Origin of the sequence: Bacillus sp. FSL K6-2971 (assembly GCF_038006405.1) — a bacterium.
Lineage (GTDB): Bacteria > Bacillota > Bacilli > Bacillales > Bacillaceae > Bacillus > Bacillus pumilus.
Window position 1 is genome coordinate 1,831,511 of record NZ_JBBOVD010000001.1, and the last position, 18,890, is coordinate 1,850,400.

Annotated in this window: 20 protein-coding genes; all 20 read left to right on the forward strand. The window is 41.7% G+C overall.

The window, feature by feature from the left end:
- Positions 1–47 precede the first annotated feature (47 nt).
- The 20 genes from MHI33_RS09505 to asd all read left to right on the forward strand — a co-directional run bounded on the left by MHI33_RS09505 (position 48) and on the right by asd (position 18,801).
- On the forward strand, positions 48–1,277 hold the full coding sequence (locus tag MHI33_RS09505) for an endo-1,4-beta-xylanase (RefSeq protein WP_340910824.1): 1,230 nt from the start codon (positions 48–50) through the stop codon (positions 1,275–1,277).
- An 18-nt stretch (positions 1,278–1,295) separates the two neighbouring features.
- Positions 1,296–2,426 (forward strand): glycoside hydrolase 5 family protein, encoded by a 1,131-nt coding sequence (locus MHI33_RS09510; RefSeq protein WP_113767681.1) that lies wholly within the window; start codon positions 1,296–1,298, stop codon positions 2,424–2,426.
- Positions 2,427–2,667: 241 nt separating this feature from the next.
- Positions 2,668–3,141: a ribosome maturation factor RimP gene (gene rimP, locus MHI33_RS09515; RefSeq protein WP_003211398.1), complete on the forward strand. Its 474-nt coding sequence runs from the start codon at positions 2,668–2,670 to the stop codon at positions 3,139–3,141.
- A gap of 32 nt (positions 3,142–3,173) precedes the next feature.
- Positions 3,174–4,289 carry a transcription termination factor NusA gene (gene nusA / locus MHI33_RS09520; protein ID WP_003211013.1) on the forward strand — a complete coding sequence of 372 codons (1,116 nt, stop codon included), beginning with the start codon at positions 3,174–3,176 and terminating at the stop codon, positions 4,287–4,289.
- A 15-nt stretch (positions 4,290–4,304) separates the two neighbouring features.
- Entirely contained in the window at positions 4,305–4,589 is a 285-nt protein-coding gene (rnpM, locus tag MHI33_RS09525) for an RNase P modulator RnpM (RefSeq protein WP_003210758.1), read from the forward strand.
- A complete protein-coding gene (locus tag MHI33_RS09530) occupies positions 4,582–4,884 on the forward strand; it encodes a YlxQ family RNA-binding protein (RefSeq protein WP_034619894.1) in 303 nt (100 codons plus the stop codon). The genes rnpM and MHI33_RS09530 overlap by 8 nt, the downstream gene beginning before the upstream one ends.
- Positions 4,885–4,903: 19 nt before the next feature.
- Positions 4,904–7,021: a translation initiation factor IF-2 gene (infB, locus tag MHI33_RS09535; protein WP_106065294.1), complete on the forward strand. Its 2,118-nt coding sequence runs from the start codon at positions 4,904–4,906 to the stop codon at positions 7,019–7,021.
- On the forward strand, positions 7,018–7,296 hold the full coding sequence (locus MHI33_RS09540) for a DUF503 domain-containing protein (RefSeq protein ID WP_012009994.1): 279 nt from the start codon (positions 7,018–7,020) through the stop codon (positions 7,294–7,296). The genes infB and MHI33_RS09540 overlap by 4 nt, the downstream gene beginning before the upstream one ends.
- Before the next feature lie 17 nt (positions 7,297–7,313).
- Positions 7,314–7,664: a 30S ribosome-binding factor RbfA gene (gene rbfA, locus MHI33_RS09545; protein WP_003210803.1), complete on the forward strand. Its 351-nt coding sequence runs from the start codon at positions 7,314–7,316 to the stop codon at positions 7,662–7,664.
- Positions 7,665–7,732: 68 nt separating this feature from the next.
- A complete protein-coding gene (truB, locus tag MHI33_RS09550; RefSeq protein ID WP_106067478.1) occupies positions 7,733–8,662 on the forward strand; it encodes a tRNA pseudouridine(55) synthase TruB in 930 nt (309 codons plus the stop codon).
- Between the two features lie 18 nt (positions 8,663–8,680).
- Positions 8,681–9,631: a bifunctional riboflavin kinase/FAD synthetase gene (gene ribF, locus MHI33_RS09555; protein ID WP_044141883.1), complete on the forward strand. Its 951-nt coding sequence runs from the start codon at positions 8,681–8,683 to the stop codon at positions 9,629–9,631.
- A 155-nt stretch (positions 9,632–9,786) separates the two neighbouring features.
- A complete protein-coding gene (gene rpsO / locus MHI33_RS09560) occupies positions 9,787–10,056 on the forward strand; it encodes a 30S ribosomal protein S15 (RefSeq protein WP_008354438.1) in 270 nt (89 codons plus the stop codon).
- A gap of 181 nt (positions 10,057–10,237) precedes the next feature.
- Positions 10,238–12,355 (forward strand): polyribonucleotide nucleotidyltransferase, encoded by a 2,118-nt coding sequence (gene pnp, locus MHI33_RS09565; RefSeq protein WP_126741666.1) that lies wholly within the window; start codon positions 10,238–10,240, stop codon positions 12,353–12,355.
- Positions 12,356–12,529: 174 nt separating this feature from the next.
- A complete protein-coding gene (locus MHI33_RS09570) occupies positions 12,530–13,423 on the forward strand; it encodes a polysaccharide deacetylase family protein (RefSeq protein ID WP_340913807.1) in 894 nt (297 codons plus the stop codon).
- 33 nt (positions 13,424–13,456) lie between these two features.
- Positions 13,457–14,686: a M16 family metallopeptidase gene (locus tag MHI33_RS09575; protein ID WP_044141880.1), complete on the forward strand. Its 1,230-nt coding sequence runs from the start codon at positions 13,457–13,459 to the stop codon at positions 14,684–14,686.
- A gap of 73 nt (positions 14,687–14,759) precedes the next feature.
- A complete protein-coding gene (locus MHI33_RS09580) occupies positions 14,760–15,683 on the forward strand; it encodes an aminoglycoside phosphotransferase family protein (protein ID WP_340910833.1) in 924 nt (307 codons plus the stop codon).
- 70 nt (positions 15,684–15,753) lie between these two features.
- Positions 15,754–16,026, forward strand: coding sequence for a YlmC/YmxH family sporulation protein (locus MHI33_RS09585; RefSeq protein ID WP_044142096.1), 273 nt, complete (start codon positions 15,754–15,756; stop codon positions 16,024–16,026).
- Positions 16,027–16,149: 123 nt separating this feature from the next.
- Positions 16,150–17,052, forward strand: a complete 903-nt coding sequence (gene dpaA / locus MHI33_RS09590; RefSeq protein ID WP_044141877.1) for a dipicolinic acid synthetase subunit A — start codon at positions 16,150–16,152, stop codon at positions 17,050–17,052.
- Positions 17,049–17,642, forward strand: a complete 594-nt coding sequence (gene dpaB, locus MHI33_RS09595; RefSeq protein ID WP_044141876.1) for a dipicolinate synthase subunit B — start codon at positions 17,049–17,051, stop codon at positions 17,640–17,642. Before dpaA ends, dpaB begins: the two co-directional genes overlap by 4 nt.
- Positions 17,643–17,781: 139 nt before the next feature.
- On the forward strand, positions 17,782–18,801 hold the full coding sequence (asd, locus tag MHI33_RS09600; RefSeq protein ID WP_044141875.1) for an aspartate-semialdehyde dehydrogenase: 1,020 nt from the start codon (positions 17,782–17,784) through the stop codon (positions 18,799–18,801).
- The last annotated feature ends 89 nt before the right edge of the window (positions 18,802–18,890 follow it).

Genomic DNA, 18,890 nt, shown 5'->3' on the forward strand with positions numbered 1-18,890 from the left:
AGTTTGTTTAAGAAATATAAATCCAGTGAAAATAAGGGTGTGTTTACATGGTCAAAGAAAGAAGTTTTCTTCATCAATCAATAAACAAGGGCGAAAATGAGCAGATCAATCTGATGTGGAAAAAAGAGGCGAATGATCGAATCTCAGAGCATAGACAAAGAGATCTTGAAATAAACGTCACAAATCACGATAAAAAGCCAATAGCAGGAATAGAGGTTGAGTTGAAGCAAATTAGGCATGAATTTGCATTTGGTTCAGCGATGAATGACCAAGTGTTATTTAATCAACAATATGCCGATTTTTTTGTGAAGCATTTTAATTGGGCTGTTTTTGAAAATGAGGCAAAATGGTATGCAAATGAGCCGGAAAGAGGGAGAATTACCTACGAAAAAGCAGATGCGATGCTGAATTTTGCAGATAAACATCAACTTCCAGTAAGGGGGCACGCTTTATTTTGGGAGGTAGAGGATGCCAATCCAAGCTGGCTGAGGTCACTACCGAATCACGAAGTGTATGAAGCCATGAAAAACCGGCTTGAGCATGCAGGCAATCATTTTAAAGGGAGATTCCGCCATTGGGATGTAAACAATGAAATGATGCATGGTTCATTTTTTAAAGACCGATTCGGGAAAAGTATTTGGAAGTGGATGTATGAAGAAACGAAAAAAATTGACCCTCAAGCACGATTGTTTGTGAATGATTATAATGTGATCTCATATGGTGAGCACCAGGCTTATAAAGCACATATCAATGAACTGCGTCAGTTAGGCGCACCTATTGAGGCGATTGGTGTTCAAGGACATTTTGAAGAACGGGTCGATCCAGTCATTGTAAAAGAGAGGCTCGATGTGCTTGCTGAGCTTGGTCTTCCTATATGGGTTACAGAGTACGACTCTGTTCACCCTGACGCTAATAGAAGAGCGGATAACCTAGAGGCTTTATATCGCGTCGCATTTAGTCATCCAGCCGTAAAAGGAGTGCTAATGTGGGGATTTTGGGCAGGTGCCCATTGGAGAGGTGAGCATGCGGCCATCGTAAATTACGATTGGACTTTAAATGAAGCAGGCAGACGTTACGAAAAGCTTCTAAATGAGTGGACGACACAAAGAGTTGAAAAAACAGATGCTAATGGCAATGTGACATGTCGAGCATTTCACGGGACATATGAAATTCGAATCGGTAAAGAAAGTAAACTGTTGAAACAACAGACAATTGAACTTGATTCAAAAGAACAAACACCGCTTCGGCTCGATGTGATTGTACCTGAAGAAGGATAGATTGTGAGGAGAATGTAAATGAAAAAATGGACTCAAAGAGTGTCCTGCTTCATACTTGTGGTCGCTATATGGGCCGGCTGGTTTTCACTTACGATTAAAGCCGCCGCATATGTGCAGACATCTGGTACACAATTTACGCTGAACAATCAACCATTTTACTTTGCTGGTACAAATAATTACTATTTCCATTACAAATCTAAAAAGATGGTAGATGCAGTGTTCGATGATATGAAAGCAATGAATTTAAAGGTCTTACGTATTTGGGGATTTCACGACGGGGCCCCTCAAGAAAACTCCGTTTTACAATCTAGTCCAGGGATCTATGAAGAATCGGGTTTTCAAAAACTAGATTATGCGATTTATAAAGCGGGACAGGAAGGAATAAAGCTTGTCATCCCGCTAGTGAACAATTGGGATGACTTTGGCGGGATGAATCAATACGTAAAGTGGTTCAATGCAGGATCACATGATGCCTTTTATACAGATCCTCGTATTCAACATGCTTACAAAAATTATGTGCGTTATGTTTTAGAAAGAACGAATACGTACACAGGTGTTCAATATAAGGACGATCCAGCTATTATGACTTGGGAATTGGCCAATGAGCCGCGTGTGCAGTCAGATCCAACGGGTAATATACTAGTCAAATGGGCAGATGAAATGAGTACATGGATCAAATCGCTGGATCGTCACCATCTTGTTGCAGTAGGAGATGAAGGGTTTTTTCGCATACCAGGCCATGAAGATTGGTTTTACAGAGGCGGAGAAGGCGTCGATTGGGACCGTTTGACAGCTCTCTCTAATATCGATTATGGAACCTATCATCTGTACCCAGATCACTGGAACAAGTCTGCTGCTTGGGGAGTGAAATGGATCGAAGACCATATCACCCGCGGGAAGACAATCGGAAAACCAGTTGTGTTAGAAGAGTTTGGCTATCAAAATCAATCAGCACGTCCTGACGTATACCAAAGCTGGCTGTCAGCGGTTGAGCGGCTCGGAGGGGCTGGCAGTCAATTTTGGATTTTAACAAGCATTCAGGACGATGATTCGCTCTATCCCGATTATGACGGTTTCCGCATCATAAAAGGGAGCAGGGAGGCAGCACTTATCAGTGAACATGCGAAAAGAATGAACGAAAAGAACTGATGGCGAATGCCTGCTGAATAAGGAACTTCATTTGCATAAAAAATTTGGATATGGTATAGTTTTTATGGAAATGCTAACGATTACCGAGACAAGAGTGGGGAAACCCGCTCTTTTGTATTGAACAGGCAATTTTTGTCTCGACATTATTCATCCGTTTTCTGCTCCCCCTGCTCACATAAAGCAGGGTTTTTATGCAGAATGATTGATAAGAGCGTTTATCGAAAGCACAAGGAGGAAGAGAATGAGCAAAAAAGTAGTGGATGTCGTAAGCGAAATGGTACAGCCAATTTTAGATGGCTTACAGCTTGAACTCGTTGATGTTGAATTTGTCAAAGAGGGTCAAAACTGGTTCCTTCGCGTGTTTATTGACTCTGATAAAGGCGTCGATATCGAAGAATGTGCCAAAGTGAGCGAAGCCTTGAGCGAAAAGCTTGATGAGGCAGATCCGATTAGCCAAAACTACTTTCTTGAAGTGTCCTCTCCTGGAGCGGAGCGCCCATTAAAGAAAAAAGCTGATTTTGAAAAAGCACTTGGAAAAAATGTTTTCATGAAAACATATGAACCAATTGATGGTGAAAAAGCGTTTGAAGGTGAGCTTACAAGCTTTGATGGTGAGATTGCAACAGTGACAGTGAAGATCAAGACAAGAAAGAAAGAGATCAATATTCCATACGAAAAAATAGCTAACGCAAGATTAGCAGTTTCGTTCAATTAACCTTTTCATTGATATAAGGGGGAACCATAAAAATGAGTAGTGAGTTGTTAGATGCCCTGACTGTTCTCGAGAAAGAGAAGGGTATTAGTAAAGAAATTATTATTGAAGCGATAGAAGCTGCACTCATTTCTGCATATAAGCGTAACTTTAATCAAGCGCAAAATGTTCGTGTTGATTTAAACCGCGAAACGGGAACAATTCGCGTATTTGCAAGAAAAGATGTTGTAGATGAAGTGTATGATTCTCGCCTTGAAATCTCTGTAGATGATGCAGCCAATATGAACCCGAATTACATGGTAGGTGACGTCGTTGAAATTGAAGTCACGCCAAAAGATTTCGGACGCATTGCAGCTCAGACTGCGAAACAAGTGGTGACGCAGCGAGTGAGAGAAGCAGAGCGAGGTGTGATCTACACTGAGTTTATCGATCGCGAGGAAGACATTATGACGGGAATCGTTCAGCGAATTGACAGTAAATTCATTTACGTGTCACTTGGCAAAATCGAAGCCCTTCTTCCGGTCAACGAACAAATGCCAAATGAGGACTACAAACCACATGACCGCATTAAGGTGTTTATTACAAAAGTCGAAAAAACAACAAAAGGACCACAAATTTATGTGTCTAGAACACATCCAGGTCTTTTAAAGCGTTTATTTGAAATTGAAGTGCCAGAAATTTATGATGGTACTGTAGAGCTTAAATCGGTTGCTAGAGAAGCTGGGGACCGTTCTAAAATCTCTGTTCGTACTGATGATCCTGATGTTGACCCAGTTGGTTCTTGTGTTGGTCCAAAAGGCCAGCGTGTACAAGCAATTGTCAACGAGCTAAAAGGCGAAAAAATTGACATTGTCCATTGGTCTAATGACCCAGTTGAATTTGTTGCCAATGCATTAAGTCCATCAAAAGTACTTGATGTTATTGTGAATGAAGAAGATAAGGCGACAACAGTCATTGTCCCTGATTATCAGCTGTCGTTAGCCATTGGTAAAAGAGGTCAAAATGCTCGTCTTGCAGCAAAGCTGACTAGCTGGAAAATTGACATTAAAAGCGAAACAGATGCAAGGGAACTCGGTATTTTCCCAAGAACTGAAGACTCTGAATCTCTTTTCTTAGAGGCTGAACCAGTAGCTGAGGAATCTGACGAATAAGAGGTGATGTAAAAGGTGAATAGCCGAAAAAAAATCCCGCTTAGAAAATGTGTCGTGACGGGAGAAATGAAACCAAAGAAAGAACTGATCCGTGTTGTTCGTTCTAAAGAAGGTGAAGTGTCTGTTGACGCAACCGGAAAAAAGAACGGACGCGGAGCTTACCTTTCTCTCGATAAAGAAACCATTCTTGCGGCAAAGAACAAACGCAGTTTACAACAGCAATTTCAGACACAGATTGACGAACACATATTTGAAGAATTACTAGAACTAGCTGAAAAGGTGAAAAAACCAAATGACTGATTCTAAGTGGTATCCTTTGCTTGGTCTAGCAAATCGAGCTCGTAAAGTCGTGTCAGGAGAAGATCTTGTGATCAAAGAAGTTAGACATGCGCGTGCTAAGCTGGTTCTTCTTGCAGCAGATGCCTCACCGAACACAGAGAAAAAGGTATCTGACAAATGCAAATTTTATAATGTTCCGGTTAGAAAAATTGAAGACCGTTCCGTTCTCGGACGTTCTATTGGGAAAGAAGCTCGCGTAGTTGTCGCTGTCACTGACCAAGGCTTCGCTAAGAAGCTTATAAGCTTGCTCGATTAATTTATTTGGGGGTGAACGAATGGCTAAAGTGAGAGTATATGAATATGCAAAAGCCATAGATGTTTCAAGTAAAGATATTATAGCAGCGCTTAAGGATATGAACGTGGAAGTGAACAACCACATGGCGACGCTTGAAGACGACACTGTGAAAAAGCTAGACGCTAAATATAAAAAAGCCAAAGCAAAAGAGACAGCTAACGAGAAACCCGCAGAACAAAAAAACCAATCATCTAACAAAATCAATGATAGAAAGAAGAATGACGTGCAGAATAATCAATTTAATAAAAACAAAAAAAACAACAACCAAAACAAAAACAAAAACAAACGCGGTGGCAACAAGTCACAGCATCAGCAAGCTAGACCTGTGAAGCCTAAAAAAGAGCTTCCTGAAAAAATTGAATTTACAAATTCAATGACAGTTGGCCAGCTTGCCGAAGAGCTTGGAAAAGAATCAGCTGAAATCATTAAGAAGCTGATGATGCTTGGTGTTATGGCAACTATTAACCAAGAGCTTGATAAAGATACAGTTGAATTAATCGCTTCTGAATATGGCGTTCCAGTAGAGGAAGTTATCATTTTAGAAGAAACTGAACTTGAAAAGTATGAAGTTGCAGATAAAGAAGAAGATATGCAAGTACGCCCTCCAGTTGTTACGATCATGGGACACGTTGACCATGGGAAAACAACGCTTCTTGACAGCATTCGTAAAACGAAAGTCGTTGAAGGCGAAGCTGGTGGAATCACGCAGCATATCGGTGCATACCAAATTGAAGAAAACGGCAAGAAAATCACGTTCCTTGATACCCCTGGACACGCAGCATTTACAACGATGCGTGCACGTGGTGCCGAGGTAACTGATACAACAATCCTAGTTGTTGCAGCAGATGATGGCGTGATGCCGCAAACGATTGAAGCCATTAACCATGCGAAAGCGGCAGAGGTACCAATCGTTGTCGCTGTCAATAAAATTGACAAACCAACAGCTAACCCTGACCGTGTGATGCAGGAATTAACTGAACATGGCCTTGTACCAGAAGCTTGGGGCGGCGAAACGATCTTCGTTCCACTATCTGCAAAAACAGGTGAAGGCATCGATGAATTGATCGAGATGATCCTTCTTGTCAGCGAAGTAGCAGAACTGAAAGCCAACCCAAATCGTGCGGCTAAAGGAACTGTCATTGAGGCTGAGCTTGATAAAGGAAAAGGGTCTGTTGCAACCCTTCTTGTTCAAACTGGTACACTTCAAGTAGGTGACCCAATCGTTGTTGGAAATACATTTGGCCGTGTACGAGCAATGGTCAATGACATTGGACGCCGTGTGAAAACAGCGGGACCATCTACACCTGTTGAAATCACTGGTTTAAATGATGTACCAAATGCGGGCGATCAGTTCCTCGTATTCAAAGACGAAAAAACAGCTCGTCAAGTGGGTGAGGCGCGTGCTTCAAAACAGCTTGATGAAAAGCGTTCAGACAAAGCAAAATTATCTTTAGATGACCTATTTGAGCAAATCAAACAAGGCGAAGTGAAAGATATCAACCTGATCGTGAAAGCAGACGTACAAGGTTCTGCTGAAGCGCTGACGGCAGCTCTTCAAAAAATTGAAGTAGAAGGCGTAAAAGTGAAAATTATCCATACGGGTGTTGGAGCGATTACAGAATCTGATATCATTTTAGCAAGTGCTTCTAATGCGATCGTGATCGGATTTAACGTACGTCCTGATGGAAATGCGAAGAGCACAGCTGAAACAGAAAACGTAGATATCCGCTTGCACCGCATTATCTATAAAGTCATCGATGAAATTGAAGCTGCGATGAAAGGGATGCTTGACCCTGAATATGAAGAAAAAGTCATTGGTCAAGTTGAAGTTCGTCAAACGTTCAAAGTATCTAAAATCGGTACAATTGCTGGTGGCTATGTCACTGAAGGAACCATCACAAGAGATAGTGGTATCCGCTTAATCCGTGATGGCGTCGTCATTTTTGAAGGCGAAGTCGACGTATTAAAACGTTTTAAAGATGACGTGAAAGAAGTTTCACAAGGCTATGAATGTGGTATTACCATTAAGAAATACAATGATATCCGTGAAGGCGATGTTCTGGAATCATTCGTTATGCAAGAAATCGAAAGAAAATGATCGGTTATACCGAATGTGAGTGTATCATCTATGATGCATCCTCACTGAAGGAAAAACGTGCGGTTCTTCAGCGTATATTGACAAGAACGCGCCATAAATTCAATGTGACCATGGCTGAAATGGATTATCAGGATACATGGCAGCGTACATCAATTGGAATCGCCGTGATTTCTTCATCTCGGGTTCAAGTGGAAAAGGAACTTCAGCGTGTATTAAGCTTTATTGATTCTTTTCCTGAAATTGAACGAACGATCACGAAAACTGAGTGGTTTTAATTAGAGGTGATAAGATCATGAGTATGAGAGCGACCCGTGTGGGTGAGCAAATGAAAAAAGAATTGGGCGACATCCTTGGCAGAAAGCTGAAAGATCCAAGAATCGGCTTTTTGACTGTAACCGATGTCGAAGTGACCGGTGATTTGCAAATTGCCAAAGTCTACATTTCTGTTCTTGGCGACGAGAAGAAAAGAGAGGAAACCTTAAAAGGCCTAGCAAAGGCTAAAGGGTATATCCGCTCTGAAATTGGCAATCGAATTAGACTTCGCAAAACACCAGAACTACACTTTGAATTCGATGAATCCGTGGATTACGGAAACCGAATTGAAAGCCTGATTGCTGAACTAAACACAAAAGATCACGAATAAGACGTTGAAATAAGGATAGGCGATGATCGTCTGTCCTTTTTCATCGTTTATGAAAGGAGAGAACGCAGATGATAAATGGTGTTCTTTTATTACATAAAGAAAGAGGAATGACCTCTCACGACTGTGTGTTCAAAGTGAGAAAGATATTGCACACAAAAAAAGTCGGACATACAGGAACCCTCGACCCAGAAGTATCAGGTGTTCTGCCCATTTGTATTGGAAGAGCGACGAAAATCGTTGAGTATTTAACAGATAAATCGAAAACGTATGATGCAGAAATCACGATTGGCTTTTCTACGACGACAGAAGACCAAACAGGTGAGATCGTAGAAGAAAAAAAGGTGCAAAACCCCATCTCAGAAGAAGACATTGATGCTGTGCTGAAACAGTTTCAAGGAACCATTGAACAAACTCCTCCAATGTTTTCTGCTGTGAAAATTGGCGGGAAAAAGCTCTATGAATATGCGAGAGAAGGCATTGAAATTGAGCGGCCGAGCCGCGAGATTACAATTCACCGTATCGAGCGGACAACACCTGCTGTATTTGAAAACGGAAAAGTATCTTTTAGATTTACCGTTTTATGTTCAAAAGGAACGTATGTTAGAACCTTAGCGGTTGATATTGGAAAGAAACTAGGATTTCCAGCTCACATGTCACACCTCATACGCACAGGGTCAGGTGATTTTACACTAGATGAGTGCATCACCCTTGATGAGCTGCGTGATATAAGCGAAGAAGGCACAGTAGATGAGCACCTTGTCCCGATCGAGCGTGCGCTCAATCATTTGCCGAAATGGGAGATAAATGATACATTAGCAAGTAAAGTGGAAAACGGTGCAGTCCTGCCAATGCCTGATGAATTCGCTCATTTCGCAGAGGAAGATCGTGTCGCTGTCTTTGCTCCTTCAGGCCGGTGTATGGCGATATATATGAAGCACCCGACCAAACAGAATCTGATGAAGCCGGCGAAGATCTTATCTCAGGACAAGCAATCTTAAAGAAAAGGTGACCATCTCGTGAAGACTATACATATTTCACACCCACATACATTGAATCAAAAGGATCAAGACCCGTCTGTTATGGCTTTAGGGTATTTTGACGGTGTTCACCTCGGACATCAAAAAGTGATTGGCGCAGCAAAAAGCATTGCGAGAAAAGAAGGATTGGCTTTAGCGGTCATGACCTTTCATCCGCACCCATCACATGTTTTGCAAAAAGCACGTGAACCCAAGGACTTAATTACACCGCTTGAGGATAAAATTGATTTCATCGAACAGCTGGGCGCTGACTATTTATACATTGTGCAGTTCAGCGAAAGCTTTGCAGCGTTATCTCCTCAAGAGTTTGTCGATCAATATTTAGATGAGCTGAATGTAAAGCACGCAGTAGCTGGTTTTGATTTTACGTTTGGCCGTTTTGGTGCAGGCACAATGGAAACCTTCGATGAGTACGGAAAAGGGCGTATTACAGCCACCATCGTTCCTAAGTTGTCCAATCAAGACCGAAAAGTCAGCTCAACACTCATACGCTCTGCATTGAAAAATGGGGATGTTGAATATGTGAGTGAGCTTTTAGGAAAACCTTATCAGCTGCGCGGTATTGTCATTCATGGTGATAAACGAGGACGGACGATCGGCTTTCCGACTGCGAATGTCGGTTTATCTGCTGAATATATCATTCCGCCAACAGGGGTTTATGCAGTAAGAGCAGAAGTGAAAGGCAAAGTGTATGACGGTGTTTGTAATGTTGGCTATAAACCAACCTTTTATGAAAAACGCCCTGATCAGCCTGCCATTGAAGTAAACCTCTTTGATTTTAACGAAGAAATATATGGTGAACCGATTAAATTACAGTGGTTCAAGCGCATTCGCAGTGAGCAAAAATTTAACGGAATCCAGGAGTTAACGGCTCAAATCAGTCAAGATAAAGAAGAAGCGATTCAGTTTTTTCAACATCAGCGAAATTAAACAAAAAAATCATAGAAAAACAGCTCTACCATTTGCAAATTCAGCATATTTTTAGTATGATTATTCCTGTAGCTTTAAAACCACTTACTTGGCAGGCCGACTTCACCGACGGTTGCGAGGTAGATGGGGCTAACATGATTTGGAGGTGAAACAGGATGGCTATTACTCAAGAGCGTAAAACTCAATTAATTAATGAGTTCAAAACACACGAATCTGATACTGGATCTCCAGAAGTTCAGATCGCTGTCCTAACAGAATCAATTAACAACTTGAACGAGCATTTACGTACTCATAAGAAAGATCACCACTCACGTCGCGGTCTTTTGAAAATGGTAGGTAGACGTCGTAATCTTCTTACGTATCTACGTAATAAAGACGTAACTCGTTACCGTGAGTTAATTAACAAACTAGGCTTACGTCGATAATCGTAAAAAGCGGGAGGATTCCCGCTTTTTTATCGTATAATCACTAATATTTTATGGTTAAAATGTTGAAAGAATGGCAAAAACCCTTCTACATACACCTTTCACATTGATATGTGAAAATCATTTTGTTCATAATAAGAATTAACTAAAATTTCAAGATAAGAGAGGAGTTTTTCTCAGAATGGGACAAGAGAAACATGTCTTCACCATAGACTGGGCTGGACGTCAACTGACAGTTGAAACTGGCCAGCTTGCAAAGCAAGCAAACGGAGCGGTCCTCGTACGCTACGGAGATACAGCTGTGCTTAGCTCAGCAACAGCTTCTAAAGAACCAAAACCACTTGATTTCTTCCCGCTCACTGTGAACTACGAAGAAAGATTATACGCAGTAGGTAAAATTCCTGGTGGCTTCATTAAAAGAGAAGGCCGTCCAAGTGAAAAAGCGATCCTTGCGAGCCGCTTAATTGATAGACCAATCCGTCCATTATTTGCAGATGGATTTAGAAACGAAGTACAAGTTATTAGTATCGTCATGAGTGTGGATCAAGATTGTTCATCTGAAATGGCTGCAATGTTTGGCTCATCTTTAGCATTATGTGTGTCTGACATTCCATTTGAGGGACCAATCGCCGGCGTTACAGTAGGACGAGTTGATGGAAAGTTTATCATCAATCCAAATGTAGAACAGCTTGAACAAAGTGACATCAACCTTGTAGTCGCTGGAACAAAAGATGCGATCAACATGGTCGAAGCTGGTGCTGATGAAGTACCAGAAGAAACAATGCTTGAAGCTATCATGTATGGTCACCAAGAGATCAAACGTTTAATCGAATTCCAAGAGGAAATTGTCAAAGCAGTTGGAAAAGCAAAGATCGATATTCCTTTATATGAAGTAGATCAAACGTTAGCAGACGAAGTAAAAGCACTTGCTGAAACAGACCTGCTGAAAGCGATTCAAGTACATGAGAAGCATGCACGTGAAAATGCAATCAGTGCTGTGAAAAAAGCTGTGGTTGAGAAATTTGAAGAAGAAGATCGCGACGAAGCGACGATTAAACAAGCGAAAGACGTATTAAACAAGCTTGTCAAAAATGAAGTTCGTCGTCTGATCACTGAAGAGAAAGTACGTCCAGATGGACGTGGTGTAGATCAAATCCGTCCACTTTCTTCAGAGGTAGGACTTCTGCCAAGAACGCATGGTTCAGGTCTATTTACAAGAGGACAAACACAGGCGCTCAGTATTTGTACATTAGGTGCACTTGGCGATGTGCAAATTCTTGACGGTCTAGGCGTTGAAGAATCAAAACGCTTCATGCACCATTACAACTTCCCTCAATTCAGTGTTGGTGAGACAGGTCCAATGCGTGGCCCAGGCCGCCGTGAAATCGGACATGGAGCGCTAGGTGAACGGGCATTAGAACCAGTGATTCCATCTGAAAAAGATTTCCCTTATACGGTTCGCCTTGTGTCTGAGGTACTAGAATCAAACGGATCTACTTCACAAGCAAGTATTTGCGCAAGCACACTTGCGATGATGGATGCGGGTGTTCCAATTAAAGCACCAGTTGCAGGGATTGCAATGGGACTTGTGAAATCCGGTGAATACTACACAGTGCTGACAGACATTCAAGGAATGGAAGATGCACTTGGCGATATGGACTTTAAAGTTGCAGGTACATCAAAAGGTGTAACAGCACTTCAAATGGATATCAAAATCGATGGTCTATCAAAAGACATCTTGGAAGAAGCTCTCCAACAAGCGAAAAAAGGAAGAATGGAAATCTTAGAGAGCATGCTGTCAACGATTCCTGCTTCTAGAGGTGAATTGTCTCGTTATGCACCAAAAATCTTAACGATGAAAATCAATCCTGATAAAATTCGCGATGTCATTGGACCAAGCGGTAAACAAATCAATAAAATCATCGAAGATACCGGTGTGAAAATCGATATTGAACAAGATGGTACAATCTTTATCTCTTCTACAGAAGAAGACATGAACCAAAAAGCGAAGAAAATCATTGAAGATCTTGTGAGAGAAGTTGAAGTAGGACAACTTTACTTAGGTAAAGTAAAACGCATTGAAAAATTCGGTGCTTTCCTTGAAATCTTCAGCGGCAAAGATGGACTTGTTCATATTTCTGAGCTTGCGCTTGATCGTGTAGGCAAAGTAGAAGATGTCGTGAAGATTGGCGATGAATTACTTGTCAAAGTCACTGAAATCGATAAACAAGGCCGTGTTAACCTTTCTCGCAAAGCTGTTTTACGTGAAGAAAAGGAAAAAGAAGAAAAACAGTCTTAATGAAATATGTTAGAAGCCAGGTATCCGTACCAGGCTTCTTTCTTTTCTTGCGCTAACAATAGTTCTAGCTTGTTTCTCCCCATCATAATTTGTGGTAAAGGGGAGGGACAACCATTGAAAAAAACGTTACCATTCATTGTGTTTGTATTTTTACTGCTCGTGTCATATCAAACGATGAAGCAGCCGGCTGCTGTTACATATATTGAATCAATGAAAGAGCATGCTGAGGTTGCATCTGTTTCAAAAGATATTTTATATCAAGAGATTGAATCGAAGTCTTCTGACTATGAAGTGAAGGCGCAAAATGCTAAGATTGATAAAGTGTGGAAAAAGATGCCTGGTTTAAATGGACAGACGGTCAATATCGATGCCTCTTATGAAAAAATGAAAAAACAAGGGTCATTTGATGAAAAGCTGCTTGTTTTCAATGAAACAAAACCTTCTATTCATTTACATGAACTTGGTGCTGAACCCATTTACAAGGGACATCCAGATAAAAAAATGAATGCTTTCCTCATCAACGTGGCTTGGGGTGACGAGCATTTAATCAAGATGTTAAAGACACTGGAAAAGCATCAAGTCAAGGCGACCTTTTTCTTAGAAGGCAAATGGGTGAAAAATAGCACGGATCTTGCTAAAAAAATCGTGGCAGATGGTCATGAAATTGGAAACCATTCATACAATCACCCGGATATGCGCACACTGACAAGAGAACGAGCATTAGAGCAGATTACCAAAACAAATCGTCAAATTGAAGAATCCCTTGGAAAAAAACCGAAGTGGTTCGCCCCTCCAAGCGGTAGCTTTAAAGAAGAAACAGTGAAGCTTGCCGCAGAAGAAGGAATGGAAACCATTATGTGGACGGTAGACACCATTGACTGGCAAAAACCGTCACCAAACATACTACAAAAACGGGTGCTTGGGAAAATTCACAATGGGGCGATGATATTAATGCATCCAACAGATTCGACGGCGAAAAGTCTTGACGCACTTATCACTCAAATTAAGGAAAGAGGATATGAATTAGGAACGGTTTCTGACCTCCTAAGTGAAAAAAGACATCCGTGATCCGATCTGTTTGTTGAATAGGAGGAGCAAAACTTGGTCAAAACGTATACATGCCAAAACGGAGTAAGAATTGTACTTGAAAACAATCCCACTGTCAGATCTGTCGCAATTGGCGTCTGGATTGGAACGGGTTCTAGACATGAGACACCAGAAATTAATGGGATCTCACACTTTCTAGAGCATATGTTCTTTAAAGGGACAAAGACGAGATCTGCACGTGATATCGCAGAATCCTTTGACCGCATTGGTGGTCAAGTGAATGCCTTTACGTCAAAAGAATACACTTGCTACTATGCAAAGGTGCTTGATTCACATGCTGGCTACGCCCTCGATGTATTAAGCGACATGTTCTTCCACTCCGCTTTTGATGAACAAGAGCTGAAAAAAGAAAAAAATGTAGTATATGAAGAAATCAAAATGTATGAGGATACACCTGATGATATCGTTCACGATCTGTTGAGCAAAGCGATTTATGGTGATCATTCTTTAGGGTTCCCGATTTTAGGAACAGAAGAAACACTTTCTACCTTTAACGGTGACTCTCTTAGAGCTTATATGGATGAATTCTACACGCCGGACCGCGTCGTCATCTCTGTTGCAGGGAATGTGGATGACACATTCATTAGTGAAGTTGAAAAGTTGTTCGGTTCGTATGAAACGAAAGGAAAGAAACAGCCTGTAGAAGCGCCGCAATTTCACTATGACAAGCTCACACGCAAAAAGGAAACAGAGCAAGCGCATCTATGCATGGGCTTTAATGGCCTCCCAGCTGGAGACAAAGGCATCTATGACTTAATCGTCTTAAATAATGTTCTTGGCGGAAGCATGAGCAGCCGCTTGTTCCAGGATGTAAGAGAGGACAAAGGACTCGCCTATTCTGTTTTCAGCTATCACAGTTCATTTGCAGATAACGGCATGCTGACAATTTATGGCGGGACAGGAGCGAAGCAGTTAAACCTGCTCTCTGAAACCATCTTACAAACGCTAGACGTCTTAAAGCGTGAGGGAATCACGCAAAAAGAGCTTGAAAACTCTAAGGAGCAAATGAAAGGAAACCTGATGCTCAGTCTTGAAAGCACAAACAGCAAAATGAGCCGAAACGGTAAAAACGAACTGCTCCTTGGCAAACATCGTACACTTGATGAAATTATTGACGAAATCAACAAAGTCACATTAGACGGTGTGAATAACTTATCAAAACGAATCTTTACAGAGGATTATGCACTCTCGCTTATTAGTCCTACGGGTGATCAGCCATCATAATGTAAACAACACGGCAGGCTTCTTAAGAGGTCTGCCGTTTATTGTATATCAAGTAGAAAGGGGCACTGCTTACATGGAACTTGAAAAACTGAAACTCCTCTCTCCGCTTCTGACACAAGCCATCTCCTTTCAGCCGATGACATCTGGCTTTTCTGGAAACCGTACTTATCTCGTCACAACATCCTCAAGTGAAAAGCTGGTGCTCAAATTATCAAATCTCAAAACGTATGCTAATTTTAAAAGAAAAGCGTCAGTTCAGCAAAAGTTTAAAAATCGAGGGCTTCTATGTTCTGAAGTCATGGAGGTTGGAATGAATCCTGAACTTAAGTGTACCTATCGTATTTTCTCTTTTATTGAAGGAGAGAACGCTAGAGCATCCATCCATCTGCTTACAAATGAAGAGCAGTATGAAATCGGAAGACGGGCAGGCAGAGAGCTGAATTTCATGCATACATGTCCCGCACCTTCTCATGTCGTGCAATGGGATGAGAGAGTCATGGCGAAATATGAGCGGTATGTACATGCCTATCAATCAAGTGGAGTGACCTTTACGAAAGAGCAATTCGTATTAGATTTTATCAAATCACATGCTGATGCGGTAAAGGCGAGACCTAATCAATTCCAGCACGATGATTTTCATTTGGGGAATATTATCATACAAGAAGGTGAGTATGCCGGCGTCATTGATTTTGATCAATCTGACTGGGGTGACCCGGTTCATGATTTTTATAAACTGTCCTTATTTAGCCGAGAAAATAGTATTCCGTTTTCAGCAGGGCAACTGGATTACTATGTAAGTAAGCAGGCCACAGACGATTTTTGGCTTCTTTTTTCTATCTATACAGCAATGAGCTGCTTTTCTTCTATTGTTTGGACGCTTTCTTATGACACTGAACATGTAAAAGGTATGGTGAACCGAGTGGAGAGAATGCTGGCAGACCATGATCACTTTCATCAACTGAAACCAGCTTGGTATTCAAATTGGCATCATTCATAACTTGAAAAAGCGTGACGGTCTATTTCTTCTTGTGGCTGCATATATGATACGGAAGGGAAGTGATGCGATTTTGAGGCTAAGTGAGCTGTCAGGAAAAGAGATCGTCGATATCAAAAGAGCGGAGCGGCTTGGCGTGCTTGGACAAACCGACCTTGAAATCAATGAACAGGACGGTCAAATCACAGCACTCATCATACCTTCGGTGAAGTGGTTTGGCTTTCGAAAGCAAGGAAATGACATCCGCGTCCCGTGGAATCACATTCAAAAAATAGGATCAGATATGATCATTCTCGATGTGCCTGAAGGACTTCAGCCGCCCGGGGAAAAAGAGCATCCATCATAAATGGGTGCTCTTTTTCTTTTCTCTCTTCGATTCGTTCACAGGCTGAATCCTCTCCTCATATGCTAAAAGGGAGATTCAGAAAATATTACAGACTTTTTTAAATAAAGAAGGTGAACGGTCAGTATGTTGAGCGGTTTAACGGTTGCGGTGATCGGGGGAGATGCAAGGCAGCTTGAAATTATTCGCAAGCTGTCACAGCAGCATGCCAAAGTGTTTTTGGTTGGATTTGATCAGCTGGATCACGGATTTATTGGGGCTGAAAAGCTAAAAATGTCAGAACTTCCATTCGAACAGGTAGACAGTATGATCCTGCCAGTATCAGGCGCAACGGATGAAGGTGTTGTCGCGACAGTTTTCTCAAATGAGCAGGTGTTACTAGAAGCAACATATTTAGAAAGAACCCCTGCCCATTGTACCTTGTACTCAGGTATTTCTAATACGTACTTAGACAATCTGGCAAAGCAGGTGAATCGAAAACTTGTGAAGCTGTTTGAGCGAGATGATATTGCCATATATAACTCTATTCCAACAGTTGAAGGGATTATCATGATGGCCATTCAGCAAACGGATTATACGATTCATGGATCACGTGTTGCTGTTCTCGGACTCGGAAGAACAGGACTCACCATTGCCCGCACATTTCGGGCACTCGGTGCGGATGTAAAAGTAGGGGCAGCAGATACAGCGCATTTAGCGCGGGCATTTGAAATGGGACTCGATCCATTTTCAATGGACCGGTTAAAAGAAGAAGTAACAGATATAGATATCATCATCAATACCATTCCAAGCCTTGTATTAGATTCATCTGTCATCGTCAGCATGACACCAAAGACACTCATTTTAGATATCGCCTCCCGCCCAGGAGGAACAGACTTTGACTTTGCACAAAAACATGGAGTGAAGGCGCTTCTTGCACCAGGACTCCCGGGGATTGTCGCACCAAAGACAGCAGGGCAAATCATTGCAAAAGTGCTTTCTGGGCTCTTATGTGAACTTGCAGAGGAAAAAAGGGGGATGGAATCATGACAACATTAAAAGGGAAAAGAATCGGTTTTGGCTTAACTGGTTCCCACTGTACGTACGAAGCTGTTTATCCGCAAATCGAAGCACTTGTAAAAGAAGGAGCAGAAGTGCGTCCAGTGGTGTCATATACGGTCCAGAACACGAATACAAGATTCGGAGATGGAGCGGACTGGATTGAGCGGATTGAGAAGCTGACTGGCTTTAAGGCGATTGACTCAATCGTGAAAGCAGAGCCGCTCGGACCTAAGCTGCCACTTGATTGTATGGTCATTGCTCCATTAACAGGGAACTCGATGGCGAAATTCGCAAATGCCATGACAGACAGCCCTGTTTTAATGGCTGCAAAAGCAACCATTCGAAATCATCGTCCTGTCGTTTTAGGAATTTCAACAAATGATGCGCTAGGCTTAAATGGTACAAATCTGATGAGGTTGATGTCGACAAAGAATATTTTCTTTATTCCATTTGGTCAAGATGATCCATTTAAAAAACCGACCTCCATGGTCGCGAACATGGATTTGCTTTCTCAAACAGTAGAAGAGGCACTTCAGCATAGACAAATTCAGCCAATTTTAATTGGACCAAACGAATAATAGATTCACTAGAAAATCATGAAAGATTCAAAAAAGATGCTTCAAGCCTTGCTTTTCTATGGTAAAATAAAATGTAAAAAGTCATAGGATGGCCATCCGAAAGAAAAGAATCATGGATGGGTCGGAAGGAGTTTTACTGATGGGAAGAGGATTGCATGTAGCTGTAGTTGGAGCGACTGGAGCTGTCGGTCAACAAATGTTAAAAACACTAGCTGACAGAGATTTTGAAATGGATACACTGACTCTACTATCCTCAAAACGTTCTGCTGGAACAAAAGTGACATTCAGAGGTCAAGAGTATACCGTACAGGAAGCAACACCTGAAAGCTTTGAAGGAGTGAACATTGCATTATTCAGTGCTGGAGGAAATGTTTCCAAGGTGCTAGCTCCTGAAGCGGTCAAACGAGGTGCGATTGTTGTAGACAACACAAGTGCTTTCCGTATGGACGAAAACATCCCTCTTGTCGTACCAGAGGTAAACGAAAAAGACTTGCATGACCATAAAGGAATCATTGCAAACCCTAACTGTTCAACGATTCAAATGGTAGCGGCATTAGAACCGCTTCGTCAGGCGTATGGCATGAAAAAAGTCATCGTGTCCACTTACCAAGCCGTATCAGGTGCAGGACATGAAGCCATTGACGAGCTATATAACCAATCACAAGCCATTTTAAATAAAGAAGATGTGAAGCCGGAAGTCATGCCTTATCAAATTGCATTTAATGCGATTCCGCAAATTGATAAATTCCAAGACAATGGCTACACATTTGAAGAAATGAAAATGATCAACGAAACGAAAAAAATCATGCATATGCCAGAGCTGGAAGTAGCGGCAACATGTGTGAGACTTCCAATTGAAACAGGACATTCAGAATCTGTTTACGTCGAACTAGAATCAAACGACGCAACAGTTGAAGACGTCAAGTCCATTCTAAAAGATGCTCCAGGCATTACACTGCAAGATGATCCGTCTCAGCAAATTTATCCAATGCCTGCAGATGCTGTTGGGAAAAACGACGTATTTGTCGGCCGCATTCGGAAAGATTTGGACCGTCCAAACGGGTTCCATATGTGGATTGTATCTGATAACCTGCTAAAAGGCGCTGCATGGAACTCCGTTCAAATTGCAGAAAGCTTAAAAGCATTAAAATTAGTTTAACATTCAATGGATGATGAGGACGAACAGAAGAGAGTTAGGCATCTTTCGCCTGCTCTCTTCTGTTACGTCAGAATGAACTTGGAGTGAAA

Excerpts from the sequence above, each read along its gene's own strand:
- MHI33_RS09580 (WP_340910833.1), top strand. The coding sequence starts at position 14,760 with ATGGAACTTGAAAAACTGAAACTCCTCTCTCCGCTTCTGACACAAGCC.
- MHI33_RS09540 (WP_012009994.1), top strand. The coding sequence starts at position 7,018 with ATGATCGGTTATACCGAATGTGAGTGTATCATCTATGATGCATCCTCA.
- asd (WP_044141875.1), top strand. The coding sequence starts at position 17,782 with ATGGGAAGAGGATTGCATGTAGCTGTAGTTGGAGCGACTGGAGCTGTC.
- MHI33_RS09505 (WP_340910824.1), top strand. The coding sequence starts at position 48 with ATGGTCAAAGAAAGAAGTTTTCTTCATCAATCAATAAACAAGGGCGAA.
- nusA (WP_003211013.1), top strand. The coding sequence starts at position 3,174 with ATGAGTAGTGAGTTGTTAGATGCCCTGACTGTTCTCGAGAAAGAGAAG.
- rimP (WP_003211398.1), top strand. The coding sequence starts at position 2,668 with ATGAGCAAAAAAGTAGTGGATGTCGTAAGCGAAATGGTACAGCCAATT.
- rpsO (WP_008354438.1), top strand. The coding sequence starts at position 9,787 with ATGGCTATTACTCAAGAGCGTAAAACTCAATTAATTAATGAGTTCAAA.
- dpaA (WP_044141877.1), top strand. The coding sequence starts at position 16,150 with ATGTTGAGCGGTTTAACGGTTGCGGTGATCGGGGGAGATGCAAGGCAG.
- truB (WP_106067478.1), top strand. The coding sequence starts at position 7,733 with ATGATAAATGGTGTTCTTTTATTACATAAAGAAAGAGGAATGACCTCT.
- MHI33_RS09530 (WP_034619894.1), top strand. The coding sequence starts at position 4,582 with ATGACTGATTCTAAGTGGTATCCTTTGCTTGGTCTAGCAAATCGAGCT.
- MHI33_RS09510 (WP_113767681.1), top strand. The coding sequence starts at position 1,296 with ATGAAAAAATGGACTCAAAGAGTGTCCTGCTTCATACTTGTGGTCGCT.
- dpaB (WP_044141876.1), top strand. The coding sequence starts at position 17,049 with ATGACAACATTAAAAGGGAAAAGAATCGGTTTTGGCTTAACTGGTTCC.
- infB (WP_106065294.1), top strand. The coding sequence starts at position 4,904 with ATGGCTAAAGTGAGAGTATATGAATATGCAAAAGCCATAGATGTTTCA.
- pnp (WP_126741666.1), top strand. The coding sequence starts at position 10,238 with ATGGGACAAGAGAAACATGTCTTCACCATAGACTGGGCTGGACGTCAA.
- rbfA (WP_003210803.1), top strand. The coding sequence starts at position 7,314 with ATGAGTATGAGAGCGACCCGTGTGGGTGAGCAAATGAAAAAAGAATTG.
- MHI33_RS09570 (WP_340913807.1), top strand. The coding sequence starts at position 12,530 with ATGAAGCAGCCGGCTGCTGTTACATATATTGAATCAATGAAAGAGCAT.